Origin of the sequence: Comamonas sp. CMM03 (assembly GCF_019218715.1) — a bacterium.
Lineage (GTDB): Bacteria > Pseudomonadota > Gammaproteobacteria > Burkholderiales > Burkholderiaceae_C > Comamonas > Comamonas terrigena.
In genome coordinates this window covers 640,882-655,039 of sequence record NZ_JAHUXB010000001.1, presented here as the reverse complement: position 1 = coordinate 655,039, position 14,158 = coordinate 640,882, and the positions used below count along the sequence as shown (strand labels likewise).

Annotated in this window: 8 protein-coding genes; 3 read left to right on the top strand and 5 right to left on the bottom strand. The window is 69.2% G+C overall.

Annotated features, from left to right (window positions below; translation table 11 throughout):
- Positions 1-2: 2 nt before the first annotated feature.
- Positions 3-1,613 (bottom strand): methyl-accepting chemotaxis protein, encoded by a 1,611-nt coding sequence (locus KW830_RS03045; RefSeq protein ID WP_218332066.1) that lies wholly within the window; start codon positions 1,611-1,613, stop codon positions 3-5.
- Between the two features lie 411 nt (positions 1,614-2,024).
- Between KW830_RS03045 and KW830_RS03040 the strand changes: the two genes are divergently transcribed.
- Positions 2,025-2,945 carry a transporter substrate-binding domain-containing protein gene (locus tag KW830_RS03040; protein ID WP_218332065.1) on the top strand — a complete coding sequence of 307 codons (921 nt, stop codon included), beginning with the start codon at positions 2,025-2,027 and terminating at the stop codon, positions 2,943-2,945.
- Positions 2,946-3,071: 126 nt separating this feature from the next.
- Here KW830_RS03040 and KW830_RS03035 read toward each other — a convergent pair whose 3' ends face one another.
- From KW830_RS03035 to KW830_RS03020, 4 genes are all read right to left on the bottom strand, one after another.
- Positions 3,072-4,070 carry a tripartite tricarboxylate transporter substrate binding protein gene (locus tag KW830_RS03035; protein WP_066532665.1) on the bottom strand — a complete coding sequence of 333 codons (999 nt, stop codon included), beginning with the start codon at positions 4,068-4,070 and terminating at the stop codon, positions 3,072-3,074.
- A 188-nt stretch (positions 4,071-4,258) separates the two neighbouring features.
- Complete coding sequence (locus tag KW830_RS03030) at positions 4,259-6,778, bottom strand: CoA transferase (RefSeq protein ID WP_218332605.1); 2,520 nt, start codon at positions 6,776-6,778, stop codon at positions 4,259-4,261.
- A gap of 76 nt (positions 6,779-6,854) precedes the next feature.
- Positions 6,855-10,172: a carboxyl transferase domain-containing protein gene (locus KW830_RS03025; RefSeq protein ID WP_218332064.1), complete on the bottom strand. Its 3,318-nt coding sequence runs from the start codon at positions 10,170-10,172 to the stop codon at positions 6,855-6,857.
- A 59-nt stretch (positions 10,173-10,231) separates the two neighbouring features.
- The gene (locus KW830_RS03020; protein ID WP_218332063.1) at positions 10,232-11,227 is read right to left on the bottom strand and encodes a tripartite tricarboxylate transporter substrate binding protein; all 996 of its coding nucleotides are present in this window, start codon (positions 11,225-11,227) and stop codon (positions 10,232-10,234) included.
- A gap of 396 nt (positions 11,228-11,623) precedes the next feature.
- On the opposite strand from KW830_RS03020, the gene KW830_RS03015 reads away from it, so the two are divergent.
- Both KW830_RS03015 and KW830_RS03010 read left to right on the top strand, forming a co-directional pair.
- Positions 11,624-12,880 carry a cyanate transporter gene (locus tag KW830_RS03015; RefSeq protein WP_218332062.1) on the top strand — a complete coding sequence of 419 codons (1,257 nt, stop codon included), beginning with the start codon at positions 11,624-11,626 and terminating at the stop codon, positions 12,878-12,880.
- A gap of 87 nt (positions 12,881-12,967) precedes the next feature.
- The gene (locus tag KW830_RS03010) at positions 12,968-14,002 is read left to right on the top strand and encodes a patatin-like phospholipase family protein (protein WP_218332604.1); all 1,035 of its coding nucleotides are present in this window, start codon (positions 12,968-12,970) and stop codon (positions 14,000-14,002) included.
- The last annotated feature ends 156 nt before the right edge of the window (positions 14,003-14,158 follow it).

The following is a 14,158-nucleotide window of genomic DNA, read 5'->3' as shown; positions in this document are numbered from 1 at the left end:
GCCTAGCGCTCCCAGCGCGCGGTGTGCGCCAGGGCGGCCGGTGCTCGCGGCGCCGGCACGGCGGCCTGCGCCAGCCCTCCTTCATCGCTGTGCAGCTGGAACACGGCCACCGCCTGCACCAGTTGCTGGGCCTGGTTGCGCAGGCTGTCGGCAGCGGCCGCGCTTTCTTCCACCAGGGCCGCGTTCTGCTGGGTGACCTGGTCCATCTGGGTGACGGCGTCACCCACCTGGGCCACACCGCTGGCCTGTTCCTGGCTGGCGGCGCTGATCTCGTTGACGATATCGGCCACGCGGTGGATGGCGGCCACCACCTCGTCCATGGTGGCGCCGGCGCGGTCCACCTGGTCGCTGCCTTGCTGCACGCGGTCCACACTGGCCGTGATCAGGGTCTTGATTTCCTTGGCGGCCGTGGCCGAACGCTGCGCCAGCGAACGCACCTCGCTGGCCACCACGGCAAAACCACGCCCCTGCTCGCCGGCACGGGCGGCTTCCACCGCGGCATTCAGCGCCAGGATATTGGTCTGGAAGGCGATGGAGTCGATCACGCCAATGATGTCGGCAATGCGCTGGCTGGCGCCCTGGATATCGCGCATGGTGGCCACCACCTGGCCCACCACCTCGCCACCCTGCGCGGCCACGCGCGAGGCACTGGCGGCCAGTTCGCTGGCCTGGCGTGCATGGGCCGCGTTCTGCTGCACCGACGACGTCAGCTCCTCCATGGACGCCGCGGTTTCCTCCAGCGCACTGGCCTGCTGTTCGGTACGGGCCGACAGATCGTGGTTGCCGTGGGAAATCTGGGTGCTTGCCGAGGCCACGCTGTGCGCGTTCTGGCGCACGCCCTGCACCACCTGGGACAGGGCGGTCTGCATGCCGTGCAAGGCATTGAGCAGCAGCGCAATCTCGTCCCGCCCGGCGCTGGGCTGGGCCGCGGTCAGGTTGCCGTCCGCCACCGCCCGTGCCACCTGCACGGCGGCATCCAGCGGGCGCACCACCGCACGGCTGAACAGCAGGGCCGTGCCAATGCCCAGCACGCAGACCGTCAGCATCACCACCAGGCTGATCCAGATGGCGCGCGTGGCGTCCGTGCCGGCCTGCGCGGCCACGGCGGCGGCGCTGCGCTGGATCAGCGCACCGGCCTCATCCAGCAGCCGGGTCGGTTCCCGGTCGATGCCCTGCACCGCCTGGTCCCCCGCCACCGCATCCATGCCGGCGGCCTGGAAAGCCTGGTAGCCGCTGCGGTAGGCCTGGCCCATGCGCTGGTGGGCCTGGGCAAAGCCTTCCACGCGGCTGCGGCTGTCGCCGGCCGGCAGGCCCGCCAGCAGCGTGCGGGCAGCCTCCTGCACCACGGCCTCCTGCTTTACAAAGGCGCTCCAGTAGCGCGCACGCTGCGCCTCGTCCTTGCCGCGCAGCAGCACGTTCTTCCACTCCTGGGTCTGGAGCTTGAAGCTGTCGAGCATGTGGTTGACGGCACGCTCCTGGTCGGCATGCACGGCCACCGTGGTCTGGTAGGTGGTCAGGGCCTGGCGCAGCTGGGCAATGCCAAACAGCGCGGCGCCCAGCAGCACCAGCAGGGCGGCGGCAAACGCCAGGGGGAGCTTGGTGGCCAGCTTCATCGCGCGACCTCCAGACAATGCGCAGCGTGACTGCTGCCGGGGTTGCTGAACGTGTCCATCACTCACCTCTTCTCTTGGGTCCGCGGTGCCGGCCGCGCGCAGTCCCATCGAAAGGGTGGGTTGCGCGGGCCCTGCTGTTTTTTCAGATATGGCTCGGTCAGAGTGCACGCCGCTGCGTCGCCCAATCTCTGCCGGCAGGCGCACATCAGTAGCCGCACACTCCCCGGCCGGCGGCAAGGCTAAGGCCTCGCGCAAACCCTTAGCTTTCGCCAGTCTTTCGCCTGCCTTTCGGCCCACTCCGACCGCCCTTTTTCGCCACCCCGTCTGCGCGTTAAGCCCGATGGCCGCCGCCGCAGGCACATGAAATGCTTGTGCCCTTGTTGACATTCACTGCACGAGGAGCACTGTTTCATGCGTCACATGTTTTCTGCCATGGCCACCGCCTGCCTGCTGGCCCTGGGCGGCAACGCTTTTGCCCAGGAGGCCGAAACCTCCCCCACCTTCGACAAGATCAAGAGCTCCGGCAAAGTGGTGCTGGGCGTGCGCGAAAGCTCGGCCCCCATGGCCTATGCCCTGGGTTCCATGCAAAAGTACGTGGGCTACCACGTGGAGCTGTGCGAGAAGGTGCTGGACAAGATCGCCCCCAAGGCCCAGCGCGAATACATGGCGCTGACCGCGCAGAACACCCTGCCCCTGGTGCAGAACGGCACGGTGGACATCGGCTGCGGCCCCACCACCAACAACCTGGCGCGGCAAAAGCAGGTGGCGTTTGCCGTCACCACCTATGTCAGCGAGGTGCGCGCCGCCGTGCGCGCCGACTCGCCCATCAAGTCCTTCAAGGAACTGGACAACCAGACCCTGGCCGCTTCCGCCGGCACCACGGCCGTGCAGCTGCTGCGCAAATACAGCCGCGACCACAGCACCAAGTTCGACGTGCAGCTGGGCAAGGACCATTTCGAGAGCTTTCTGATGCTGGAGTCCGGCCGCGCCCAGGCTTTTGTGCTGGACGCCAACCTGCTGGCCGGCGTGATCGCCAACTCCAAGAACCCCACGGGCTACAAGATCGTCGGCGAGGTGCTGGGGGCCGAGCCCATTGCGCTGCTGTTCCGCCACGGCGACGCCCCGTTCAAGAAGGCCGTAGACGGCGCCATCGGCGAGCTGATGCAAAGCGGCGAAATGGCCAAGCTCTATGACAAATGGTTTATGCAGCCCATCCCGCCCAAGAACGCGTCGCTGAACCTGCCGCTGAGCCCCATGCTCAAGGGCCTGTTCCAGCAGCCCAACGACAAGCCCCTGGAGGCCTACCAGGACAAGGACGGCAGCGGCGCCTGAGCATCCGGCGTGGCACCGGGCAGCGTGGCGCGGAGCCATGCTGCCTGTACTTCCTTCCACCCCAGCATAAAAAAAGGTCCGCCAATGGCGGACCCAAACTTTCCCCGGTACCCCTGCGAGCGGAGTTCAGTCCAGTGACAGGCCTTCCCGCTGGATGGCGCCACCCCATTCCTGCACTTCCTTGTTGATGCGCTGGCTGAACTTGCCAGGCTCCAGCATCACCACCTCGCCCAGCGACGCCAGGGCGGCCGTGGCACGCGCATCCTGGGCCAGGCTCTTGGAGGCGTCGTACAGCTTCTGCACGATGGGCTGGGGCAGATTGGCCGGACCCAGCAGGCCCAGCCAGAAGATCACGTTGAAATTGTCATAGCCGGCCTCGGCCATGGTGGGCACATTGGGCAGCTGCTTCATGCGCTGCGGCGCCGTCACCGCCAGGGCCTTGAGCTTGCCTGCCTGGATCTGCGGCAGCGCCGCCCAGGTCTCGAACATGGTGTCCAGCTCGCCGCTCATCACCGCCATCTGCGCCTGGGCCGATCCCTTGTACGGCACATGGGTCATGCGCGTGCTGGTGCGGTTGCCCCAGGAGGTGAAGCTCAGGTGGGCGATATTGCCCGGGCCGGCCGAGCCGTAGCTGATGCGGTCCGGGTTGCGCTGGGCATAGCCGATCATGTCCTTGGGGTTCTGGATATTGTTCTTCTGCGTCCAGGCCGGGTTGGCGATCAGGATGAAGGGCGCATCCACCGCCACCGTGATGGGCGTGAAATCCTTGGCCTTGTACGGGCTCTTCTTGTAGAGCTGGGGGTTGATGGTGATGCTGCTGGAATTGGTGAACAGCAGCGTGTAGCCGTCCGCCGTGGCGCGCGCCACCTCCCCCACCCCCAGCGAGCCGTTGGCGCCGGGCTTGTTTTCCACCACCACGGGCTGGCCCAGGGTCTTGCTCAGGTGGTCGGACATGATGCGGGCCACCGTGTCGGTGATGGAGCCGGCGGGAAAGCCCACCACCATGCGGATGGGCTTGGTGGGCCAGTCGCTCTGGGCCTGCGCGGCGGTCAGCGGCAGTCCCAGGGCCAGGACGGCGGCGGCGCCCAGCTGCAGGCTGCGGCGGCGGGTGGAAATGGTTGGCATGGCGTTGTCTCCTTCTATATAGGTATGTGCTTGCCGCCAGGGCACGACCGATGCCACCGGTGCAAGTGATGCTCCTGGTACGTCTGTCGTGTCCAGGCAGCCCTGGGGCCGGGGCCTTGGTCCGCCCTGGCTCCCCGATGCGCTGCACCGCCCCGGCCTGTGCGGCCGGCGGGGTGCAGCGCCCCGTTTCAACCGCAAACTGCGGGCTTGGCCGGGCGGGCCTGCCCGCTCGGGGCAGTGTTTGCAGCGGCTTTGCCCGGTGCCTTGGCCCGGGCTTCGGTGCCGATCACGCCGCTGGCCTCCAGGGCCTGCAGCTGCTCCGGTGTCAGCTGCAGCAGCCGCTGCAGCACGGCGTGCGTGTGCTCGCCCAGCGTGGGCGCCACGCGCGGCATGGGCATGGGCCGTCCGTCCTGGCGGAAGATGGTGGTGCTGGAGATGTAGCTGCCCACATAGGGCCGCTCCACCGTGCGCCAGAACGCCCGCTGCTGCAGGTGCGGGTCCTGCAGCAGCTGGCCCAGGGTGCGCACCGCGCCGGCGGGCACGGCGGCCTGCTGCAGCGCCTGCATGGCGTCGTCGTCGCTGCGGCCCAGGGTCCACTGCGTGATGCCCGCATCCAGCTCCGCCTGGCGGGCGCGCCGGCCTGCGGCATGGGCCAGGGCCGCATCGGCGGCCCAGTCGGCCCGCCCCAGCAGCCGGCACAGGGCCTGCCACTGCGCGTCGTCCGCCACGCTGAGCACCAGCCAGGCATCGTCCCCGGCGCAGCGGTAGCAGCCATGCGGCGCGTGCACCGCGTGGCGGTTGCCCTGGCGCTCCGGCACGCTGCCGGTCAGCGACTGCTCGATCAGGAACGGCGAGGTCAGCGGCAACATGCCTTCCACCTGCGACATATTGATGTGCCGCCCCTGGCCGGTCGCCTGCTGCACCAGCAGGCCCAGCAGCAGCGCCGCCGAAGCGTTGAAGCCGCCCATGGGGTCGCCGTAGGCATAGGACGTCATGGCCGGCGGGCCGTCGGCATGGCCGGTGTACAGCGGCAGGCCGCTGGCCTGCTCCAGCGTGCCGCCGTAGGCGCGGGTATTGCTCCAGGCGTTGTCCAGGCCGAAGGCCGGCATGGACAGCATCACCACGCGCGGGTTCACCTGGCGCAGCGCCGCATAGTCCAGCCCCAGCTTGGGCAGCACCTCGGCCGAATAGTTCTCCACCACCGCATCGGCGCCATGCACCAGCTCCTTGAGCAGGCGCTTGCCTTCGGCCTGGGTCAGGTCCAGGGTGATGCCGAACTTGCCCCGGTTCATCAGGTTGAAATTCGACTTCTTCTCATACAGCCGGTCGCGGTAGAACTCTTCGGTGTAATTGGTGCCGCGCCACCAGTCCGGGTAGCTGGCGCTTTCCACCTTGATGACTTCAGCCCCCAGGTCGGCCAGCATGCGCGAGGCAAACGGCCCGGCCCAGCCCATGGTCAGGTCCACCACGCGCAGCCCGGCCAGCGGCAGCTGGCCTGCCGCCGCCGCTGCCCGCTCCGGCACGGCACGCTGCAGGCCCGCCGCGCGGTAGTGGGCACTGTCCGCCCCCAGCAGCGGCGCCCGGCCGCCCAGCAGCGGCCCGGCCGCATCCAGGCGCTGCGGCAGCACCGGCCCCTCGAACTGCGCCGCCCCCAGCTGCACCGGCACAAAGGCCTTGCGCTCGCGGTGCACCGCCTGCTCCAGCAGCTGCGCCATGGTGGGCACGATCACCGCCGGGTGCTTGTTCGCCGTCAGCAGCGCAAACCATTCCTGCGTGCTGCGCGACGGGAACACGTCTTTGAGCAATGCGTCGATCAGGTCGGCATGCGCCATGCGGTCCGGCCCGCTGAAAAAGCGCGGGTCGCTGCCCAGCTCCGGCCGGCCGATGGCATCGCACAGGCCGGCCCACTGCGCCAGCGTGTTGGTGAAGATGCCGATCCAGCCATCACTGGTCTGCAAAATGCTGGCCGGGTGCGTGGTGCAGAAACGGTTCACCCCCAGGCGCGGCGCATGGGCCTTGTCCTGCACCAGGCCGGCTTCCATCTCCACCACGCTGAAGGCGGCTTCCTGCACGCTCAGCACATAGCGGCGGCTGCCCTGGGACCGGCCCATCCAGGCGGCCACGGCCACCGTGAACGCGCCCAGCCCCGCCACGATGCCGGTGTGCACATCGTGGGGCATGTGGGGCGCGCCCTCCACCGGGCCGCTGCCGTGCACCGCACCGGCCAGCGCGCGGCAGGTGGCGTCGGTGGCCACAAAGTCCTTGTACGGGCCGCTGTCGCCAAACCAGGTGAAATCCACCCCCATGGGCGTCGGTGTGGCCGCACCGGCGGCCTGCCCCCAGGTCCACAGCGGCTGCTGCAGCGCAGCCAGGCCCTGCGCCAGCGCGCGGGCGTCCAGCACCAGATCGCAGCTGCGCGCCAGCGTGCCCAGCCAGGCCCGGTCGGCCGGCTGCGTCGCATCGGCCGCCACGCTGCGCTTGTTCGTATTCAGCCAGGCAAACAGCGCGCTTTCGGGCGCCATGCCGTCCTGCGGCGCCACCAGCGGCGGCATCTGGCGCCAGGCATCGCCCTGGGGCGGCTCCACCTTGATCACCTCGGCACCGAAATCGGCAAACAGCTTGCCGGCATAGGCCACGGCCGCGCCGCCGCCCACTTCGAGCACGCGCAGCCCTTTGAGGGCCAGCTGCGCCATGTCGGGTTCTTGCATCACGTTCTTGTCTCCTTGGGAAAGGTGGCTGCACCTTTCATCCCCGGGTGGACGGTTGCCCGCCCGGGGGCTTGCCTTACCAGGTGTCCACAAAGCGGCCGCGGGGCTTGGCTGCGTGCATGGCCGCGGCGTGGATGCCGGACACCAGCCACTTGCGCGTCTCGGCCGGGTCGATGACCGCGTCGATCTCCACATTGGCCGCCACGTTCATGGCGTGGCCGCGGGCGTACATCTGGGCCACCAGCTGGTCGTACAGCGCCTTGCGCTCGGGACCGTCGGGCACCGCCTGCAGCTCTTTCTTGAAGCCCAGCTGGATGGCGCCTTCCAGGCCCATGGGGCCGTATTCCCCGGTGGGCCAGGCCACGGTGAAGTGGCTGGCATGCCAGCCGCCGCCGGCCATGGCCATGGCGCCCAGGCCGTAGCATTTGCGCAGGGTGACCGCCAGGATGGGCATGCGCAGCTTGGCCGCCGCCACGAACATGCGCGAGACATGGCGCACCTGGGCCTTGGCTTCGATGTCCGGGCCGACCATGAAGCCGGGTGAGTCGATCAGCGAGATGATGGGCAGGCCATGGGCATCGCACAGCTGCATGAAGCGCGCGGCCTTGTCGCCGGCATCGGCGTCGATCGCGCCCCCCAGGTGGCGCGGGTTGTTGGCCATGATGCCCACCGGCTTGCCTTCGATGCGCGCCAGCGCCGTGTGGATGCCCACGCCAAAGCCTTCGCGCAGAATCAGCACGCTGCCCACGTCCGCCACGCCGTGGATGGCGGCGCGCGTGTCGTAGGCACGCAGGCGGTTTTCCGGCACCACGCTGCGCAGCGCCAGCGGATTGGGTGCCGTCCATTCGCGCGCCCGGCCCTGGAAGAAGGACAGGTACTGCTTGGCCACGGCCACGCCTTCGGCCTCGTTGTCGACCAGCACGTCGATCACGCCGTTGGCGTACTGCACCGGCGCCGGCCCCACCTCCTCGGGCTTGAAGATGCCCAGACCGCCGCCTTCGATCATGGCCGGACCCGCCAGGCCGATGTTGGACGACTTATCGGCAATGATCACGTCGCAGCAGCCCACGAAGGCGGCATTGCCCGCAAAGCAGCGGCCCGAGACAATGCCCACCACGGGCACCTCGCCGCTGAGCTGCGCGAACGCGGCAAAGGACGAAGTCTGGAAGCCCGAGATCGAGGGATAGTCCACATCGCCGGGGCGGCCACCGCCGCCTTCGCCGAACAGCACGAACGGCAGCTTGTCGCGCAGCGCCACTTCCACGATGCGGTCGGTCTTGACGTGGTTGCGCTTGCCCTGGGTGCCGGCCAGCACCGTGGCGTCATAGGCCATCACGGCGGCCCGCGCCCGCTCGGCATCGATCAGCGCGCCGTTGACATTGCCCACGCCGGTGATCAGGCCGTCGGCCGGGGTGTTGGCCACCAGGTCTTCCACGCTGCGGCGCTTGGTCTGGGCGGCAATCGCCAGCGCGCCGTACTCCACAAAGCTGCCGTCATCGTCCAGCAGATCGGCCACGTTCTCGCGGGCCGTGCGCTGGCCGCGCGAGCGGCGCCGGGCCACGGCCTCGGGGCGCTTGGCGTCCCACAGAAAAGCCTGGCGGTCGATCAGGCGCTGCAGGTCCGGGCGCACGGCCAGCGGATCCTGGGCCTGCACCTGGGCGGCGGCGTCCTCGGCCACGCCCCCCTGGGGCTGCAGCACGGCCAGAATGCGGCCCTGAGGCACAATCTCGCCCACGGTGCCGCGCACCTCCAGCACCTGGCCGGCCTGCTCGGCAGCCACCACGTGCTGCATCTTCATGGACTCGATCACCGCCACGGTCTGGCCCGCCTGCACCGTGCTGCCAGCCTCCACCAGCAGCTCGATCAGCACGCCATGGGTGATGGCGCGCACGGCCGACCAGCTGTCATTCTCCAGCGCCTCGTCTTCCACGGCTGCGGCCGGGGCGGACGTGCTGACCGCAGTCGGGCGCGGACGGGTCTTGGCACGGTCTTCGGCCTCGATGGCCTGCATGCGGGCCAGCAGGCTGTCCAGGTGTTCGGCCCAGTAGCGGGTGTGGATGTTCTGGCGTGCAAAGTCCTCGCTGCCCACCACGGCCCGCAGCAGCGGCAGATTGGTCTGCACGCCGTCGATGTGGAATTCGGCCAGCGCCCGCTCCAGGCGGCGGGCGGCATCGGCAAAACTGGCGCTGTGGCTGGTAACGATCAGCTTGGCCAGCAAGGTGTCGTAATGCGGCGAAGGCGTGTAGCCGCCGTAGCCGTGGGTGTCCACGCGCACGCCCAGGCCGCTGGGGGCGTCGAACTGCTGCAGGCAGCCCTGGGAGGGGTGGGACATACCTTTGGCGTCGGTGCTCTCGCCGTTGATGCGGGCCTGGATGGCAAAGCCCTGCACCACAGGCGGACGCTGCGGGTCCAGCCCCAACTCCTGCAGGCTGCGGCCCTGGGCAATGCCCAGCTGGGTCGCCACCAGGTCCACCCCGGTCACCTGCTCGGTCACCGTGTGCTCCACCTGCAGGCGGGGGTTGGCCTCGATGAACACCGCCGCCACCTGGTGGCCCTGGGTGTCCTCTTCCACCAGAAACTCAAACGTGCCCAGGCTGCGGTAGCCCACGCGCCGGGCCATGGTCAGTGCCGCCTGGGTGACCTGTTCGCGCAGCGCGGGCAGCAGCACCGGGCTGGGGGCAATTTCCACCAGCTTCTGAAAGCGGCGCTGCAGCGTGCAGTCGCGCTCGCCCAGGGCAATCGCCTGCTGGCCGTCGCCCACGATCTGCACCTCGATATGGCGGGCGCGCACCACCAGGCGCTCGCCATAGACCGCCTCCATGCCGAAGGCGGAACGGGCCTCGGCCTTGCAGCGCGTATACGCCTCGGCCAGCTCGGCGCGCTCGGTCACCACCCGCATGCCGCGGCCGCCGCCGCCGCCCACGGCCTTGATGACAATGCCGTTGCCGCCCTGGGCGTCGAAGAACGTGGTGATCTCCTCCAGCGTGGCATCGCCGCGCGTGGACGGCATGATGGGCACGCCGCAGGCCACCGCCAGGGCAATGGCCTGGGCCTTGTCGCCAAACTGCGCCAGCTGCTGCGGCGCGGGGCCGACAAAGGTCACGCCGGCATCGGCGCAGGCCTGGGCAAAGTCGGCCCGCTCGCTCAGAAAGCCGTAGCCTGGGTGGATGGCATCGGCCCCGGTGGCCTGCGCCGCGCCGATGATGGCCTGCACATCCAGATAGGCCGCCGGCCCGCTGGCCTGCAGCGCCACGGCTTCATCGGCCAGGTGCACATGGCTGCTGTTGGCGTCGTCCTGTGCATACACGGCCACCGAATGCAGGCCCAGATCCGCGACTGCACGGATCACCCGCACCGCAATTTCGCCCCGGTTGGCGATCAATACCTTTTTCAAAATGTCTTCCTAACTTCGCTGACTACACTGACAAGAGATACCGAGGGATGCCGCCCACGTCACAGGCGGATGTTGTTCTTGACCACGATGTCCTTGGTGACCCTGGCTTCCTCGGTCACGGACTGGGTGAATTGCGCAGCGCTCAGCCAGCCGGGGTTACCACCCTGGGCCTTGAGCTTGGCAATGAAATCGGGGTTGTTCAGGCAGGCCTGCAGCACCTGTTCGGCGTACTGCCGGGTGGTGGCGGGAACCTTCTTGGAGACGGCCACACCGCTCCAGGCGTCCATGTTGAAACCGGGCACGCTGGCTTCGATCTGGCGCACGTCCTTGAAGTCATCCGGCTTGGCGCTGCCGGCAATGCCGATGGCGCGCACCTTGCCGCCGCGCACATGGGGCGATGCGGCGGCGCCCGACTCCAGCACAAAGTCGATCTCGCCCGACATCAGGCCCATGATGCAGGGGCCGCTGCCCTTGTAAGGGGTGTGCACGGCCTGCAGGCCGGACAGGCTCTTGAGCCATTCGACACCGATGTGCTGGGGCGTGCCGATGCCGGCCGAGCCGTAGTTCAGCGAGCCGGGATTCTTCTTGTGCGCCGCCATGATGTCGTCGAAGGACTTGAAGGGCGAATCCGCCTTCACGATCAGCACCAGCGGGCTGGCACTGGCCCGCGCCAGCAGCGCCAGCTCCTGCATGGGCTCGAAGCTCATCTTCATCAGCAGCGGATTGGTGATGACCTGGCTTTGCGTCACGAACAGCCAGTTGCTGGGATCGGCCTGGCCGCGGACCACGTTGTCGGTGGCAATGTTGCCGCCGGCGCCGGGGCGGTTTTCCACGATCACCGTCAGGCCGGTGTATTCCCCCACGTAGACGGCCAGGGTGCGGGCGGTCAGGTCGGTGCCGCCCCCGGGGGGGTAGCCCACGATCAGCTTGATCGTCTTGCCTGCCAACTCCGGCGGCGCCGTGACCGCGCCCTTGGTTTGCGCCATCAGCGGCACCCACGCCATGCACAGGCCACCCACCACTGCTCTGCGCTTGAGATCTACACCCTTGCTCATCACCGTCTCCATAGCCGTCTCGTTGAAGAGACGCCATGAAATCACGCTGGGAAATGCAGCAGATCAGGGCAAACCCCGCGCTGCCGTCACACAGGCAGCAGCCTTGTCACGCAAGCGTCATACACCCCGTAGCCTAGGTGACAGGCCTGCGTGTGGCAGTCTTTACGGATAGGGTGCAGCGGCGTATAGGGCGGTGGTGCAGACACCCTGCACAGGGCGCCCGGCCGGCGATGGTGGCGGCAGGCTGCACGGCGTGCCAGGGTGCAGGACAATATGCCCCGCCAAGCCTTCATCGGGCTTACAGCTTCTACGCACTTTCCACATTTCCGCCCCTGCCGCTTTTACCGCTGTTACCGCCCCGCTGCGGTGCCGCGCCTGCCCGGCCTTGCCTGCTCCATGACCGACTCCTCCCCACCCACCGCTGCGCGCCTGCCCACCTGGCTCTGGTTGCTGGCGGTGGTGCTGATCACGCTGAACCTGCGCCCCTTTCTGACCGCCCCCGGCCCGCTGGGCCATGCCATCCAGACGGCCACCGGCATGGGGCTGCGCATGTTTTCCTGGATGACCCTGCTGCCCATGGTGCTGATGGGCGTGGGCACTTGGCTGGCCCCCGCCGCACTGCGGCGCCTGGGCCTGCGCCCGGCCATTGCCTGGGCCCTGCTGGCCATCGGCCTGGGCTGCGCGCTGCGGCTGGCCGGCGCCAACGCCTGGGTGCTGGTGGCCACGGCCGGCCTGTGCGGGGCCGGTGTGGCCCTGGTCCAGGGCATTCTGCCGGGGCTGATCAAGCGCCAGTCCCCCCACCGCATGGCGGTGATGATGGGCCTGTATTCGGCCGCCCTGATGGGGGGCGGCGCACTCAGCGCCCAGCTCTCGCCCTGGGCCATGCAGTGGGGCCTGGGCTGGCAGGCCGCCCTGGCCATGTGGGCCCTGCCCGTTCTGGTCACGCTGCCCCTGGCCTGGTGGGTGCTGGGGCGCCTGCCCGGCCTGCCGGCACCGGTGCAGACGGCGGCCGACCATGCCCAGGCCCATACGCCCGCCAATACGCCGGCCAGTGACACCGGCTGGCTGGTGCGCCGGCCGCGCACCTGGCTGCTGCTGCTGAGCTTCGGCCTGATGAATGGCGGCTACGCCAGCACCGTGGCCTGGCTGGCCCCGTTCTACCAGACCCACGGCTGGTCCGGCACCGAAAGCGGCAGCCTGCTGGCCCTGCTGTCGGTGGCCCAGGCGCTGGCGGCCCTGGCCGTGCCTGCGCTGGCCGCGCGCAGCACCGACCGCCGCCTCTGGATCATGGCCATGCTGGCCCTGCAGGTGCTGGGCTTCTCCGGCCTGGCCTGCTGGCCCGACGCGGCCCCCACCCTGAACGCCCTGGTGCTGGGCGTGGGCCTGGGCGGCTGCTTTGCCCTGTTCATGGTGGTGGCGCTGGACCACCTGCCCTCTCCCACCCAGGCCGGCGCGCTGAACGCGCTGATGCAGGGCGGCGGCTTCATCCTGGCCGCCCTGGCGCCCTGGATCGTGGCCCAGCTGCACCAGTCCAGCGGCAGCTGGACCCCGGGCTGGCTCTACCAGGCCGGCGTGGCCGCCCTGGTCGGCCTGCTGTCGGCCCGCTTCAACCCCCGCCACTACGCCCAGCGGCTGCGGGCCCCGGCAACCTGATCCCCGGCGGGGTCGGCAGGGCGCGCTGCCCGGCCGCCCGGCACCGGGGTCTATACTTTGCCGCCCATGACTGCACGTTTTCCCGGTATGCGTTTGAATGCATCTTTGCGCCTGGCGGCCTGCGTGGGCGCACTCGGTCTGGCCGCCTGCACCAGCAACCCGCCCCAACCCAGCACACCGGCCCCTGCGCCGCTGGCCTCCGCACCGGCAGCGCCGCCGGTGCGCATCGGCATTGCCCTGGGCGGCGGTGCGGCCAAGGGCTTTGCGCACATCGGCGTCATCAAGATGCTGGAAGCCAATGGCTTCACCCCCGTGGTGGTCAGCGGCACCAGTGCCGGCAGCGTGGTGGGCGCCCTGTATGCCAGCGGCATGAATGCGTTCGAGCTGCAGGAAAAGGCCGTCGCCCTGGACGAAACCAAGATCCGCGATCTGCAGCTGTCCTCCGGCGGCCTGGTGCTGGGCCAGAAGCTCGAGGACTATGTCAACGAACAGGTGGCGCGCAAGCCGCTGGACCAGCTCGCCAAGCCTTTTGTGGCCGTCTCCACGCGCCTGGAAGACGGTGAGCGCACCGTGTTTGCCCGTGGCAACACCGGCCAGGCGGTGCGTGCATCCAGCAGCATCCCTGGCGTGTTCCAGCCCGTCAGCATCGGCAAGTACCACTATGTGGACGGCGGCATCGTCAGCCCGGTGCCGGTGGACGCCGCACGCCAGCTGGGCGCGGACATCGTGGTGGCCGTGGACATCTCCAACAAGGCCCGCGGCAAGACCCCCGACAACATGCTGGGCGCGTTGAACCAGTCCATCGCCATCATGGGCCAGAAGCTGGGCCAGGCCGAGCTCTCGCGCGCCGACATCGTCATCCGCCCCAAGGTGCTGGACATCGGCGCTGCCGATTTCAGCCAGCGCGCCAACGCCATTGTGGAAGGCGAAAAGGCTGCCCTGGCCGTGATGCCGCAGCTGCGCGAACGCGTGGCCAAGCTCCAGGCCGAACGCACCAAGGCCACCCAGCTGGCCCAGCAGAAAGCGGCCGAAGCCCAGCACCTGAACTGCCTGGAACAGCGCTCGCAGATGCAGAAGCTGGCCGGCATGGCGGGCCTGGACAACTCCTGCCCCCGCCCCTGAGCCGCAAACACCGGCCTGCGCCACAGCAGGCCGGACTCCCCCTGCCGGGGGACACCCGGCGCGCGGCTGCTCCCTGCTGAACCGCCGCCCGCCACGGTAGGTGCCTGGCCGCACGGTCGCACCTGACCGACCGCACCGTACCCGCCCGCGTGCAGC

Excerpts from the sequence above, each read along its gene's own strand:
- KW830_RS03045 (WP_218332066.1), bottom strand. The coding sequence starts at position 1,613 with ATGAAGCTGGCCACCAAGCTCCCCCTGGCGTTTGCCGCCGCCCTGCTG.
- KW830_RS03040 (WP_218332065.1), top strand. The coding sequence starts at position 2,025 with ATGCGTCACATGTTTTCTGCCATGGCCACCGCCTGCCTGCTGGCCCTG.
- KW830_RS03035 (WP_066532665.1), bottom strand. The coding sequence starts at position 4,070 with ATGCCAACCATTTCCACCCGCCGCCGCAGCCTGCAGCTGGGCGCCGCC.
- KW830_RS03030 (WP_218332605.1), bottom strand. The coding sequence starts at position 6,778 with ATGCAAGAACCCGACATGGCGCAGCTGGCCCTCAAAGGGCTGCGCGTG.
- KW830_RS03020 (WP_218332063.1), bottom strand. The coding sequence starts at position 11,227 with ATGAGCAAGGGTGTAGATCTCAAGCGCAGAGCAGTGGTGGGTGGCCTG.
- KW830_RS03015 (WP_218332062.1), top strand. The coding sequence starts at position 11,624 with ATGACCGACTCCTCCCCACCCACCGCTGCGCGCCTGCCCACCTGGCTC.
- KW830_RS03010 (WP_218332604.1), top strand. The coding sequence starts at position 12,968 with ATGCGTTTGAATGCATCTTTGCGCCTGGCGGCCTGCGTGGGCGCACTC.